At 68.6% G+C, this 13465-nt stretch carries 13 protein-coding genes; 5 read left to right on the forward strand and 8 right to left on the reverse strand.

Features of this window, described 5'->3' with window-relative positions; all coding sequences use genetic code 11:
• The first annotated feature begins 1256 nt into the window (after nt 1-1256).
• Nucleotides 1257-2099, forward strand: coding sequence for a phosphotransferase (locus AB0M39_RS01375; RefSeq protein ID WP_365358870.1), 843 nt, complete (start codon nt 1257-1259; stop codon nt 2097-2099).
• Nucleotides 2100-2499: 400 nt separating this feature from the next.
• On the opposite strand, the gene AB0M39_RS01380 is transcribed toward AB0M39_RS01375, so the two are convergent.
• Together AB0M39_RS01380 and AB0M39_RS01385 are read right to left on the reverse strand one after the other, a co-directional pair.
• Nucleotides 2500-3237, reverse strand: a complete 738-nt coding sequence (locus tag AB0M39_RS01380; protein WP_365358872.1) for a hypothetical protein — start codon at nt 3235-3237, stop codon at nt 2500-2502.
• Nucleotides 3238-3838: 601 nt separating this feature from the next.
• Complete coding sequence (locus tag AB0M39_RS01385) at nt 3839-4234, reverse strand: hypothetical protein (protein ID WP_365358874.1); 396 nt, start codon at nt 4232-4234, stop codon at nt 3839-3841.
• A 624-nt stretch (nt 4235-4858) separates the two neighbouring features.
• Here AB0M39_RS01385 and AB0M39_RS01390 point away from each other — a divergent pair.
• Nucleotides 4859-5224 carry a DsrE family protein gene (locus AB0M39_RS01390; RefSeq protein ID WP_365358876.1) on the forward strand — a complete coding sequence of 122 codons (366 nt, stop codon included), beginning with the start codon at nt 4859-4861 and terminating at the stop codon, nt 5222-5224.
• A 412-nt stretch (nt 5225-5636) separates the two neighbouring features.
• On the opposite strand, the gene AB0M39_RS01395 is transcribed toward AB0M39_RS01390, so the two are convergent.
• Nucleotides 5637-5795: a helix-turn-helix domain-containing protein gene (locus AB0M39_RS01395; protein WP_365358878.1), complete on the reverse strand. Its 159-nt coding sequence runs from the start codon at nt 5793-5795 to the stop codon at nt 5637-5639.
• A 356-nt stretch (nt 5796-6151) separates the two neighbouring features.
• Nucleotides 6152-6925 carry an SDR family oxidoreductase gene (locus tag AB0M39_RS01400; RefSeq protein ID WP_365358880.1) on the reverse strand — a complete coding sequence of 258 codons (774 nt, stop codon included), beginning with the start codon at nt 6923-6925 and terminating at the stop codon, nt 6152-6154.
• A gap of 44 nt (nt 6926-6969) precedes the next feature.
• On the opposite strand from AB0M39_RS01400, the gene AB0M39_RS01405 reads away from it, so the two are divergent.
• On the forward strand, nt 6970-7635 hold the full coding sequence (locus AB0M39_RS01405; protein WP_365358882.1) for a helix-turn-helix domain-containing protein: 666 nt from the start codon (nt 6970-6972) through the stop codon (nt 7633-7635).
• A gap of 526 nt (nt 7636-8161) precedes the next feature.
• Here AB0M39_RS01405 and map read toward each other — a convergent pair.
• From map to AB0M39_RS01425, 4 genes are all read right to left on the reverse strand, one after another.
• On the reverse strand, nt 8162-8929 hold the full coding sequence (map, locus tag AB0M39_RS01410) for a type I methionyl aminopeptidase (protein WP_365358884.1): 768 nt from the start codon (nt 8927-8929) through the stop codon (nt 8162-8164).
• Nucleotides 8930-9195: 266 nt separating this feature from the next.
• Nucleotides 9196-9408: a hypothetical protein gene (locus AB0M39_RS01415; RefSeq protein WP_365358886.1), complete on the reverse strand. Its 213-nt coding sequence runs from the start codon at nt 9406-9408 to the stop codon at nt 9196-9198.
• A 656-nt stretch (nt 9409-10064) separates the two neighbouring features.
• Nucleotides 10065-10976 (reverse strand): hypothetical protein, encoded by a 912-nt coding sequence (locus tag AB0M39_RS01420; RefSeq protein WP_365358887.1) that lies wholly within the window; start codon nt 10974-10976, stop codon nt 10065-10067.
• A gap of 2 nt (nt 10977-10978) precedes the next feature.
• Complete coding sequence (locus tag AB0M39_RS01425; protein ID WP_365358889.1) at nt 10979-11125, reverse strand: hypothetical protein; 147 nt, start codon at nt 11123-11125, stop codon at nt 10979-10981.
• Nucleotides 11126-11541: 416 nt separating this feature from the next.
• On the opposite strand from AB0M39_RS01425, the gene AB0M39_RS01430 reads away from it, so the two are divergent.
• Nucleotides 11542-12840: an alpha/beta hydrolase gene (locus tag AB0M39_RS01430; protein ID WP_365358891.1), complete on the forward strand. Its 1299-nt coding sequence runs from the start codon at nt 11542-11544 to the stop codon at nt 12838-12840.
• Nucleotides 12837-13370 carry a DUF4158 domain-containing protein gene (locus AB0M39_RS01435; RefSeq protein ID WP_365358893.1) on the forward strand — a complete coding sequence of 178 codons (534 nt, stop codon included), beginning with the start codon at nt 12837-12839 and terminating at the stop codon, nt 13368-13370. The genes AB0M39_RS01430 and AB0M39_RS01435 overlap by 4 nt, the downstream gene beginning before the upstream one ends.
• Nucleotides 13371-13465: the final 95 nt, after the last annotated feature.

The raw sequence follows: 13465 nt of genomic DNA on the forward strand, positions 1-13465 counted from the left end.
GGCCGAGGCACACGGGGCAGGTGCCGCAGGCGACTCGTACACACTGCTGACCCTGGCCGATTTCCGGGTCGACGCCGGAGACCCGGCAGACGCTGAGGCCCTGGCCCTTCAACCTGCTCACTCGAGGTACAGCAGCTTCAGCAGTGTCTCGGCAGCCCGCTGAGCGTTCAGCGAAACGCGTGGTCGGGCGGCTGCAGGGGCTTTGGCTGATCGAGCAGTTGCCCGCGCCCCTGACAGGGCTGGGCAACCCGCACCGGACGTCTGAGCGCCAGCCAAGGTCACTGCGTTGACACGACAACGGGGGGGAACTCACAGGACATGGGGCAGCCGCAGGCCGGGGCGGACGGCAGATACCCGAGGGGCTGATCAGCTTCCTGCCGGACTGGCTGGAGATTCCGCTGCTGTGTCTGCTCGTCCTCATCGTCGTCGGGGGCTGGACCCGTTCGCTGACACGCAAGGTCTCGGCGCGTACGCCCCCCAGCAGCCAGGAACCAGACTCGCGCTGACCCGGCCGCGCCCGACCGCTTGGCCAAGGCCGGTTCCGGGGCCCCAAAGGCGGGAGACCGGGCAGGCCTTCTCCGCCCCCGGCCGAGGGCGGAGAAGGACTTCCTCCGCGACCTCGACGGACACCGACTGCGCACCAGCGAGCGGCCGGCTGTACCTGGGCTGGTCGACGCTCGGACAGTGACCTGCGGACGGGACGGGAGCAGCAGAGGATCCGTGCGGCCGTGCACAGTGCAACGGCGCGCGATGGGCGTACTCTCGCGTCGACTCGGGCGGGCGCCTGCACGATGACAGCCGAGCGGTTCGCCGGATGGAAGGCCAAACTCCGCCGCTTCGTCGACACGGACGACGCCGCCTCGGCGCTGACACACCTCGTACAGGGCAGGGCCCCCGTCCCGGGCCGTCGACTACGTCGATGTCTACCGCCGGTTCGACGGCGGGCCGGCGACGGCGGACGTGACCGGCCTTCTCGTCGCCCGCGTGCCGGGGTCGGACGACCCGCTGCCGGCCGTCCAGGACGCGGTCGCGCGAACGGCGCGGGCACGGTCGCCCCGGTCTACGAGGGCGACCGTGCCGAGCTGGCGGTGCTGGCCGAGGCGGCTGCCCCCGGCGCCGGGGCGTCCGGCTTTGCACCGGATCCGACTGGAACCGGCTCTCTCCGGGACCGGGTGCCGGATGATGTCCGCGAAGACATCGGGGCGCCGTTGCCGTCCCCGGACGCGTATGTGTACCCGACGATGAGGGAGAACGACATGGAGCCTTCGGAACTCCGTCGCGCAGTCGAGGCAGGACGGGTAACCGCTTCGGAGCTGGGCCTTCCGGTCGCCGATGTGGTCGTCATCAACAACTCGGACCGCGTCGCGCTGCGCCTGGCCCCTTGCGATGTTCTGGCTCGCGTCGCGCCTTTGGGGCATCTGGCTGATTCCGAGTTCGAAGTAGAGGTCGCCCGCCGTCTCGCGGACGTCGACGCTCCGGTGGCTGAGCTGGAGCCTCGGGTCGACCCCCGCGTCTATGTGCGCGATGCCTTCGCCATCTCGTTGTGGACCTACTACGAACCTGTGGAGACGGAGATCGCGCCGGCCGACTACGCGGACGTGCTCATGCGGCTCCATGCCGCCCTCCGCCAGGTCGATCTGGACGCACCGCATTTCACCGATCGGGTCGCCGGGGCACTGAGAGAGGTGAACGACCGGGAGCGGTCCCCCGAGCTGCCCGATGCCGACCGGGAACTCCTCAGCAGCACACTGAGTGAACTGAGCGCCGCGATCAGCGTGAACAAGGCCGGCGACCAGTTGTTGCACGGCGAGCCGCATCCGGGCAACCTCCTCAACACGAAGAGGGGGCCGCTTTTCGTGGACCTCGCCACGTGCTGCCGTGGGCCGGTCGAGTTCGACCTCGCCCATGCGCCCGACGAAGTGGAAAAGCACTATGTGGGGGCTGACCAGGACCTGATTCACCGGTGCCGCGCCGTGGACTGGGCCATGTTCTCGGCCTGGCGCTGGCGCCGGGAAGACCAGATGCCCGACCGGGTTCGCTGGAGAGCGGAGGGGCTCAACCGGGTTCGTGCCTCGCTCGACCGCTGCGGACTGGGCTGAACTCGGGGCAGTCGGGCTGCTTGTCCCGTCCGCTGCACCGTGCGAGGCAACCGACACGGTGCGGCGGGCCCTCGTTCTGTGTACCTGTGCAACGCGCTGTTCACCGACGGCTGGAGGAGATCACTCCTGCTCATCCCCGCCCATGGCGCCGGGTCGGCGGCCCCGCCCGCAGCGTCCTGGCCCCCGCTACCCGCAGCACCTCCGACCGGCTGCCCGGCGCCTGGAGCAGGTGCCGCAACGCCCGCCCGAGGAGGAAGCGCCGCCACAAGGTGACGCGGGCGCCCCGCACTGACTCGGCCCTGCCGGAGTTCGACCGCGGACAACCGCTGATCGCCCACAGACAGGCCCCGCCGGTCAGCGGCGGCCAAGGCGGCGGTGCGGGAGCTCCTGCGGCACGCTCCTACTGCGGTCGCATCAAGACCAAGTCCTCACCCCATGCGTCCAGCACCGCGCCGTGCCCGGCCCGCCGGGCCACCGCCTCGACGTGGGCGAAGAGACGACGCTGCGCGGACACGTCACCTGTCACCGAGATGCGGTCCACAGCGTCGAGCAGCATGGCGATGTCCCAGCCGGGCAGTGGGAATCGGGCCAGCTCCCATTCCAGATACTTGTTGTAGGGGCGCGGGCGACGGTCTAGAGCGAAGAGCAGCTCCAGCAGAGACCGGATGCTGTCGGCAGCGTCGAGCCGGGCTGCGAGCGCATGGCCGTCGCGGTCGTTCTTGACCGAGCGGTAGAGGGAGTTGGCGTAGGCATCGAGCCATTCGCCCGCCTCCCGGAAGGCTTCATCCGCGTCCAGCCGCGCCTTGCCGGCCAGGATCCGGGCGATGCCTCCGTCGAGCCGGTCGAGCACGATCCGGGCACGGGCGAGGGCGTACCGCTCGAAGCCGGGCATTCCGGCGGCGCGGAACTCGTCGAGGGAGAGGATGACGAGGTCGAGTTCTGGGGTGCGGTGGCCCGAGAACCGGGTGAGGGCTGTCGTCGCGCCGTCGTCGAGGACGACGTACAGATCGTGGTCGGAGTGGTCGGTGGTCATGCCCTCGTGGGCCCTGGAGCCCTTGAGGACGAGGCCGACGACAGCTGAGTCGGCGGCGGCGAATTCGAGGAACGCGTCGTAGCCGACGGGCTTCTGAGCAGTCATTGCTGACCTCCGGTGTGGTGAAGACGGGTACGCCGGCAAGGCAGTCCCGAACACATCGGGGCCGCCCGCACCGTCTGCGGCAGCGCTCGGCCGCCGCCCGGAAGATCAACGCACACGCGGACACTACCGCCCGCCCAGCCGGTAGGTCTCTCATTCGGCCGCCGTCGTCACGAGTCCGGTCGTTGCGCGGCTCTGCTCGACATCTCCACCACGATGCCCACGGGCGTCCTTGAACGGCTTCTCGGCATCAGCCCTGCCGCTGCCGACCGATGGCAGCCGGGGCTTCAGAACCGTCTACGCAGCTGAGGTGGCCCGCCGATCAGACGGCTGAGACCGATTACGCAGCACCCGCGTCTGCTCGACGGCCTGCCGTCATGCTCGGGTGGCCCACTCGGCGATGGCACTGTCCGGCTCAATAGAGCGGCAGGTCACAGGCTCAAAGGCTTCACCCGGTCCCCGCAGGCGCGACGCAGCGGCGGTCTCGTCATCGAGGGCGAGGAAGAACACTATGTCTCATGTCGTTGCCCTCCTCGGACCAGAGCCGCGTGGTCCAGCGAGTTGCCCGGCTCGCGGCGAGTACGGTGAACACCGGTGGCGGCCTCTACAGCTGGAGCTTCTGACCACCCGCCTTCGACGGCGGCTCGCGTTTGACGCCGCTGCACGCCAAGAGCTCGGTCCCCGTGGCGTCGAAGTACAGCGTGAAGTGCCACGACCGGTCTGCTGCGTCGATGATGCCGGTGCGCAGCTGCTTGTCGCGGTGCTGAGCCAGGATCTCGACGGTCTCGTCGAGGCCCAGGGTCGTCAGGCCGATTTTCAACGACCGCCTCAGCCTCGTCGCGGCAATGCCGGCGACCATCCAATGGGGCACCTCGTTGTCCCAGACCATCACCTGGCCGCCAGCGGCGATGGCGTCGCGTGCTGCCTTGCAGGCACGGGTCTGGTCGGTGAGCATCGCGGCGATGTCGGGCTGGCTTGAGCTCTCGTCCTCGATGGCCATGCGGTGACTGTAAGGGGCGAACGCTGGTGTTGCTACAGGATTCGGCGTGGCCTGCTCGGGGCGCTGGACCACTCTGCGTCTCCTGCAGTCCAGTTGACCTGAACCGGCTGCCCCTTTGCCGGTGAGCCGCTGGTTGAGATCACGCAGCCGGCCTATGCGGGCCTCGCGCGGGTCTGGCTGGCGGCCTGTGGCCCAGGCGGCTGCCCGCCGCTTCTCGTCCTCCTCGTACGGCTTCCTCCCGGGGGTGGAGCGGCGGAGTCTGCCATAGCGCAGCATGGTCCGAGCGCAGCCAGCGGACCAGTGCCGTTCCTTCACGCTCCGTCAACTCGACATCTTGAGGCATGGAGGAAAGCCGTGTCACGTACCCCTGGAAACGGGAGATATCAGCAGGTGGGGTGAGGTGTGAGGTCAAGCATCAAGCCTGCCATTCCGAAACTCTTTGGCTGCCTGGTCGTTGACTGTGTGTGATCGAGGTCGGAGATGCGCGGCACCTAGTGTCGGTGCCGCGCTGGCTGGGTGTTGCTTGCTGACACCGTGATGTAGATCAAGATTTCAGTGAATGACGCTCGGCTGCCGGCCGCCTATTCCGAACCCGAATCCCAACTCGAAGGGAAGGATCAGTCAATGACCAACAAGGCCGTCGTGAGTCTAACCACCGGCTTGGAGGACTCCGAGAAGGTAACAGTCGCCTTTCTCGTTGCCGTGGGCGCCGCGGAGCAGGGCCGCCCCACTCTGATGTTCCTGACCAAGGAGGCCGTCCGCCTTGCAGTCCCCGGCATCGCGACAGCGACCGCCTGTGACGGCTGCCCCCCACTGTCTGACCTGCTCGACCGGTACGAGAGGGCAGGCGGACGATACCTGGTCTGCCCGATCTGCTTTGACGCTCGCAAGCTCGACAACAACAATCTTCTCCTCAATGCCGAACTCGGCGGCACCGTACCTATGTGGAAGTGGATCGGGGACGAGGGCGCGACCACCTTCAGCTACTAAGTGGTCGACGCTCGAAGTTCTTCGGGGGTTGATCACGCAGCGGTACGGGCGGAGGATTCTCCCTGACGACGGATTGCCTGTCGGCCGAGCCGGACCAGCAGTTCGTCCAGATCGGAGGTGGTGGACCTCCACTGGAAGGGCTATGCCGTGGCGTTGTAGGGTCTTCGAATGCTTGGAGCCGATCCCGGACCTCGCTGACGTCCGTGAAGTCATTGGGCGAGACGACCTTGCGTTGGACGATCGAGAAGAAGATCTCGATCTGGTTCGTCCAGGAGGCGTGCACGGGGGTGTGGACCATGGCAGCGTTCGGAAACGCCCTGGTAAGACGATCTATGGCCTTCTTCCGTCGGTTGGGAGGAGCCGTTGTCGACGATCCAGAAAACGCGTTTGGCACTGGCGTAGGGCTCGGTGGTCATGACCTGGGTGTCCCGCTCTCGGCGGGTAACTCACAGGCCAGCGCCTTGACCTCGGCGACCTGCAAGGTGGTGAACGAGGCCAGCCGACCGGACCGCTTGCGGTCGGCGAGGGCGGGCAGGCCGCCGGTGGCGAACCTGCCCCGCCAGGTGCGCACCGTGTCTGGCCTTGTACACGGAGAAGAGCAGCGCTTGTACACCGGTTGGGGAGGCGGCTAGCGCTCACGGGTAGTCGAAACGTTTACGGGTTCGGACAGCGCTGGAGCTGGGCGGGAGCGCCGGTCCGATGAGGTCGGCACGGGGAGTGCCCCTGCCGGCGCAGCGCTGACTTCGGCGATGGCGTGGCGGTATGGGGTAGGGGCGCGCTGCGCCGGGTACCCGCGTGGGGCCTAGGGGGTGGGAGTCCGGCGCCGGCATCCGCTGAGCTCGGGGCAGCCCCGCTCGAGGGCGGCCGGGCCGGTTCCTGGTTTGGGACCGTCGTGGTCCTCTCCGGTCGTCGCGACGCCCTCGTCGGTCAGAGGCGTGGACCGAGGAACAGGCCGCCGCTCGCGTCGATGACCTGGCCGGTGATCCAGCGAGCGGCGTCGGATGCGAGGAAGGCGACCACATCGGCGACGTCGTCGGGCCCGCCCAGCCGGTCGAGTGCCGTCATAGCGGTGATCTGTTCGGCGAGGCCCGGCACGTCGAAGACGGCTCCGTTGGCCGGCGTCCTGGTGGCTCCGGGAGCGACGGCGTTCACTGTGATCCCCCGGGGCCCGAGTTGGTTGGCCAGGGTCCTGCTCATCGTCTCGACCGCGGCTTTCGTCATGGCGAAGGACGTCTGGGCCGAGTTGGCCATCCGGGTCGCCACCGATGAGATCGTGATGATCCGGCCGCCGTCACGCAGCAGGGGCATTGCGTGCTCGATGATGAAATACGGCGCTCGCACGTTGACCGCGAACAGGCGGTCGAACTCCGCCCGGGTCGTCGCGCCGAGCGGGCCGGCCGGTGCAGCCGCGGCGTTGTTGACGAGGACGTCGAGCGGTCTGCCGGACAGGCAGTCCTCGACGCCGGCGAAGAGCGTCTCGACGTCGCCGTCCACGCCCAGTTCAGCCCGGACGGCGCGGGCGGCCCCACCAGCCCGTTCTACCGCCTCGACCGTCGCCGCCGCCCCGCTCTCGTCCGTGCCGAAGTGCACGATGACCATGCCCCCTTCCGCTGCGAGCCGGGCTGCGATCGCCTGGCCGATGCCACGCGACGCACCCGTCACCAAAGCCGTCCTGCCGACCTGACCGCTCACGCCGTCCACCCCATCCGCACATTAGTTACTAACATAGCGGTAGTGTCTACCATATGACGGAGCGAAAGCCTCCCCTGAGGGAACGGCAGCGAGCCAGGACGCGGCGCGTGATCCAGGAGCATGCGGTGCGGCTGTTCACCGACCGCGGCTACGACACGGTGACCGTGGCCGAAGTCGCCGAGGCAGCCGGTGTCTCGGCGATGACCGTGTACCGGCACTTCCCCACCAAGGAGGACCTCGTCCTCATCGACCAGCCCGCCCGGCTCATCGCCGAGAAGGTCGCCGCATCGCCCGCGACGCAGCCCGTGGTACGCCGCGTCGGTGGCGCACTCGTCGATGCGGCCACGGTACTGACCGGCGGCGAGGGGGACGAACCAGCAGTGAGCGAGCGGTTCCTGCTGGACTGCCTCCGGCTGATGGTCTCGACGCCCGCGCTGCGGGCCCGGCATCTGGACAGCCAGTACGCGCTCCAGCAGGCCGTCGTCGACGCCCTCGGCCCAGACGACGCGACTGCCCATGACGCCGCGTTCCGCGCCCAGGCCGCGACCAGCGCATGCCTGGCCGCGATGCACACGGCATTGACGCGCTGGGCCGAGGACGACGGGCAGACGGAACTGCCCGACCTGATCGCGCGAGCACTCGCCGCGGCCTTCGGGAACGTCGTCGCCACCGGCCAAAGGAGTCGAGGCGGCCATAACCCGCCGTCAGGACAGGACTGACCCAACGCCACGACCTTGCGATGAACGACGGTCCCACCTGGCACTGTCCCTCCTCGTGAACATCGAACACAGCGCAGTTCTGGCGCCTCCCGAACCGCTGAACAATCGCTGCCGGAACGGCCGGCCGGTCCGCGCGCGTGAACAAAGCCACCGTGTCCACATGCAGCAGCGCCTGCGTGGATATCCGGGCATTGGAGTGCCCACGGGCAGCCGGCAGCAGGATAGTTGCGCGCTGCCGGGTCTGATGCGGGGTCTTGTGACCGTGGGCCGTCTTCTTGAGCCGGTGGCGCTCGGAGGCGGTCAAGGTGAGCGACACGGCTTGGGCCACAGGCATGGATGGGAAGCGGCCAATCTCGAGGGCAGGGTTCGGGACGGTCAATCACCCTGCGCCGACGCGCCGTCCGCTCCGCGTTCAAGGGGTTGCCTGTACTGCCAACCAGGGCTGGGCACCGGTGGGAGCCGTGATGGTCGGTGCTTTCCGAGAGTGGCCGAGGTGTCTGGCTGCCGGGTGTGAGCGGATTCGAGGTCAGGGCAGGGTGAGTATGCGGGGGCCGTCCTCGGTGATGGCGATGGTGTGTTCGATGTGGGCGGCTCGGCTGCCGTCGATCGTGCGCAGGGTCCATCCGTCGGGGTCGGTGCGGTAGTCGTTGCGTCCTCCGGCCATGAGCATGGGTTCGAGGGCGAGGGCGAGGCCGTGGCGCAGGGGGAAGCCGCGGCCGGGTCGTCCGTGGTTGGGGACGTGCGGGTCTTCGTGCATCTGGCGGCCGATGCCGTGGCCGCCGAAGTCGGCTGGCATGCCGCAGTCGGCCTTGCGGGCGACCGTGCTGATGGCATGGGAGATGTCGCCGATCCGGTGGCCGACGGTGGCGGCGGCAATGCCGGCGTCGAGGGCCTGCTGGGTGGCGGCGATGAGTTCGAGGTCGGCGGGGCGAGGGATGCCGACGGTGAAGCTGATCGCGGCGTCGCCGGTCCAGCCGTCGAGTTCGGCTCCGCAGTCGATGCTGACCAGGTCGCCGTCGCGCAGGCGGTAGTCGTCGGGGATGCCGTGCGAGACGGCGTCGTTGACGGACGCGCAGATCACGGCGGGGAAGGGGATGGGGGCGAAGGAGGGCTGGTAGCCCAGGAACGGAGAGCGTGCTCCGGCCTTGGCGAGAACGGCGCGGGCGGCTTCGTCGAGCTCGCGCAGGCGAACTCCCACAGCTGCCGCCGCGTGGGCGGCCGCAAGTGCGTGGGCCACGACGCGTCCGGCTTCTCGCATCGTCTCCAGTGCCGTGTCGGTCTTGATCTCCACCATGTGTCGTGACTCCCTGCGATGCGAGCTACCCAATACTTATACCGGTATTAGTATCACGGACGTGGTGAGAGTTCCTTTGAGTCCGCAAGAGCGGCAACGCGGAGAGCGCTTCGGGAGTGGATGTCGGCTCTGCGTTCCCAGCAGATCCGGAGGCGTCGGAAGCCGTGATGTCGGTGATCCCATTTCGTCTCGGGTGACTCACTCGATGCTGCCGAACCGCCAGGTTTCGAGCTCCTCGTACGGAGCGTCCTCGGGCTCCGCCACGTTCACCGCGCCCGGAGGAACCCCTCGCCCTCGCCGTAGGCGATGAAGTCCAGCAGCGCGGCGGTCTGTTCCGCCGTCACGTTGCCGGCGACGACGAGCACACGGCCGCTCTCGCGCCGCGCCTCGGTGGCGCGCAGCCCGCTCGCGACCTCTTCGAAGTCCTCGAACCCGCCCAGCCGCATCCGGATCGGCGGCTGCTCGTCGGCGGGTGTCATGAGACGCCCGTTTCTTCTGCAGCGCCCTCCGGCTCGTCGTCCTCGGTGGGCGGGGGACACGGGGTGCACGTCGAAGTCCCTCCCCGCACTGACAGGAGGGTGGGACGCGTGGTGCGCTCCAACGTGGCCCGGCGGCAGGCCGCAGCCCGTCCCGTACCGGCGGTGGCCACCTCGCACGCGTTGGCGGCGCCCGCTCGTCGGTGTGCTGGAGGATCGCGCTCAGCAACGCGCAGTTGGAGATGCGCTCGGCGACGCCTGCCTCGTGGAGCGCGGCCGCCAGGGTCTGGCCGCTGTTGACGCTCAGCCAGATCGTCTCCCAGGCCTCCACGACGCTGGTGCAGACCGCGTCGTCGTGCGAGGGCAGGGCGAGGGCTTCGCGAGCTTCGAGCGGAGCGTCGGCGCGGGCTGCCCCACGGCTGGGCAGGCGGCCTTCACCGCGTGTGCCTGCGCCGTTCGATCCGGTCGAGCAGCTGGCTGGCGGTGCGCTGGTTGAGCCATCGGGCGCAGGTGGTGCCCTGCTGCACCCTCGACAGCACGACGCCCGCCCTGCGACGCGTTAGACGGCGTCATCATCAAGGCCGGAATCGACTCCACGGGCTTCGCCGTCACCCGAGCGCGCCGAGCAGCAGCCCATGCCCGATGCCAACGCGCGTGGCTCAGAGAGCAATCGGACGGTACTGCACAGCCTCGCCGACGATCTCCTCCTCCGAGACGTCGCGAAGGCCGTCGGGGGGAGAGAAGACCAGATCGCCGACCCTGGGATGCGACACATTCGCCTCCAGGAGCCGCAGGTAGTAGTCGCTCTCCAAAGAGCCCTCACGAAGTCGGCGGACGATCTCGGCCAGTTCGCGCCGAGTGATGTCCGCAACCGGAGGTCGGGCAGGCCGGGCCGCTTCCCTCGCGAACTCCTCCAGACTCCGGCTCCCCTCGTACTCGGCGAAGTCGAGGGCCCCGTAGGCGTGGCCGGTCATCGCGTTGAAGGCCGTGATCGCCTGGTCCGCGTCCCCAGAACCGCCGGCCAGGAGGCCGGCAATCCTGGCGATCTCGCCACTCAACTCATCCAGCCGCTCGCGGCACACAGGCAGGTCGTTCGCGACCGGGTGGATCGCCTCGAGGACAGCCTGTCGCAGGGCCCTTTCCGTCACGGGCCGCGGCGGCGGCGGGACGAACGCGGGGTCGATGCGGCAGACCGCCGCCAGCCAGGCGTCCTCGATCCTCCGCAACCAGGTACGGGCGTCCATGCCGTGCTCGGCGGGGTCGAAGCAGCCATGTGTGGCGCCGAGCCATACTGTGCGGATCGCCTCGTCCGGCAGGGCGGACTCGGACAGACGTCGTACGTCCTGTCCGAGCTGGCGCGCATGCGACCGGTCGAAGCTCTCAACCGCCAACTCCGCAAGTCCCAGCCAGAACTCGACCGGTCCGCCCTTGGGAAGGTAGCGCTCCGCGTCTTCCGGCGACAGTCCGCGTGGGAGGTCCCAGCTCGAGGTCACCCAGGTCAGCCCGACGTCCTCGACGTAGATGTCCTCGCGGAACTCGTACTCGACGTCTCCTTCGTCGTTCTCCGCCATGGTCAGCCTTCCAGGTAGGCGCTGTAGACGACGTACTTTTGCGGGTCTTCCTTCCCCACGTATTCCAGCTTGATGATCACGGTGTTTCCGGCGGGGACGTTCTGCGGCCCTTTCCTCACCCACTTCGTCCCGAAGGACTCCGTTGACATCGAACCTGGGCTGTTTGCCGGCGAAGTTGGACGCTGGTGGTTCAGTCCTCGATATCCGCGGCGTACAGGGGCCGTCGTCTCGCAGAAGCCCAAGGAGTTCCGCCGGTCTGTCACCGGCGCCGTCGCCCCGCACGCAGCCGCCATCCGAACGACGAGTGGGTCAAGCACATCGTCGCCAACGGGCCAGGAGACCCGGACGACGTGGAGCTGACTCTCGTGCCGAGGGCGCTTGCACAGGAATGTTTCTCAAAGCATTCCACGAGGCGACTGAGGGCACGCACCAGCTTCCCCTCGGTCCGCATCCGATTGACCATCAGAACCGTAGGCAAAGATATCGCAAAGCGACGGGACAGTGCCCGACGGCAAGTGTCTCCCCGGCTGTGATCAACGGATGCACCCCCAAGGGAGACGCCAAGGTGGCACAGCACCTGAAGGCCAATCACTGGCCCGCACTACTCACCGCGGCCCTGGGCCTGGTCGCGGCAGTCGCCGGCGCCAGCGTGTACACGGCTGCAGGTGGAGTTCGCTCCGGGAAGAGCGTGGAGCCCGAGCTGATCTGGACAACCGAGCCGACCGCCGAGGCGAAGTCCGGTGCCCGGGCAAGTCTGACCGGCTACAGCCTCTCCCCTGGCCTTCTGAAGATCATGAGCGACCCCAAGCGGGGGAACCCGACGCAGGTGCACGGCGTCCTCGGCATGCCCGAGGGAGACGGCCCGCACCCGGTCGTCCTGGTCCTGCACGGCACGCATCCCAACTGCGTCACGGTCGGGAAAGAGGACCTCGTGGCCCGCGACCCCGTCAGGACCCGACGGCCGCTGGTCTGCGCGGACCCGAAGAATCCGAAAGAGGTTCCCGGCGTCGGCCCGGACTACCTGCGCCAGGACGCGGGGCTGTCCCACATCGTGGAGGCGCTGACCCGCAAGGGATTCGTCGCCGTCTCCATCGACGTCGTGTCCCCAGAGGTCTGGTGGGGCGGGGAGCCAGACACCGAGAAGGGCTACACGGCCCTCATCGACGCGCACCTGAGGCTTCTCTCCGACCTCGACAAAGGAATCGGCCACGGTCTGAAGATCAAGGACCTCAAGGGCCGGATCGACACGTCCCGAGTGGGCCTGGTCGGGCACAGCAGGGGTGGCGGCTACGTCCTGACCCCGAAGGCAGCCAAGCGGGCCGGCCTGTTCGGCGCCGTCGCCATCCAACCCGAACCGATGGCCGAAAAGGCGTCGCACACGGTCCCGGTCCTCAACATCCGCGGCGCGTGCGACGAAGACACCGGACCGCAGGCCGGCCTGACGACCATGCAAGCACTCGCCACATCCCGATCTACTAAGGTCGCGGCCGATGTCCTGCTCGCGGGCACAGGCCACCGGATGCTCAACACCAACCTCTCCCCCGCACCCGCCAAGGACGGCGGCTGTACGGCGTCCGAACTCGCCAGCCCGGCAGCGGCACAGGCTCAGGTCGCCCAGCTCACCGCGTCCTTCCTCGCCCAGGCACTGCACCAGGCCCCCGCCTACAGGCTCCCCGCGCTCGACGGCCTCACTCCCACAGGCCGCAACCTCAGGAAGGACGGCCCGTCCATCACCTTCGCCAAGACCTCCCCGGAAACCTTCGCCAACCCGCACAAGATCCCCGAGACGACCTCCAAGGACCGAGTGCTTCCCGCCATCCCCAAGGACCTCAAAGTGAACAAGAACCCCGACGCAGGCATATGACAACCCGAGCCGCACCGGCACTGCCGCCCGGTGTTCGCGAGGTCGTCCAGCCAGCCCCCAGCCCGGCAAGGCTGTGGCGTCACAGGCGTCGAGCGTCGCTGCGAAGCGGCAGACCAGTCGTCGGCGCGCCTGAGTCCCGGCAGTGGTCGGCGCCCCGGCTCGGCTTCGCGGTGCTGATGAAGTTCCTGCTCTGGCGCGGCCGGTTCCCGAAGCTGCGGCTGGATCTGCCGCACGACGCGGTCGACCACGTCCCCCGCCAGGTCGACCTCGACCCCGGCGAGCTGGCCGCGTACGACTTCACTTCCTCGACCGCCCGGCGCGCCGCCCGCCTCCCCGGCCAGCTCCGGGCTGTGCTGCCGGCCGTCCAGGTAAGGCGGCCCGATGCCTTTAGACCACAGGACGCCGCGGCGGATTCCGGCCAGGCTGCCGACTCGCGTCAGCCGTTCGGCTCACCTCTGCCCATCCGACCGTCAGGACCGGCTGAGCACCCTGCCCGGCCGGATGGGCCAACTGCGGCACTGTCACAGTAGGTGTGCCTGAGCGACATGGTTAGCCTGAGGGGTCAACTACAGCGCTCAGTCGGACGGCATGCGCCGACGTCGACGTCGTCCGGCAGTCGGCCGTA

It is taken from the genome of Streptomyces sp. NPDC051907 (assembly GCF_040681075.1).
Classification (GTDB): Bacteria; Actinomycetota; Actinomycetes; order Streptomycetales; family Streptomycetaceae; genus Streptomyces.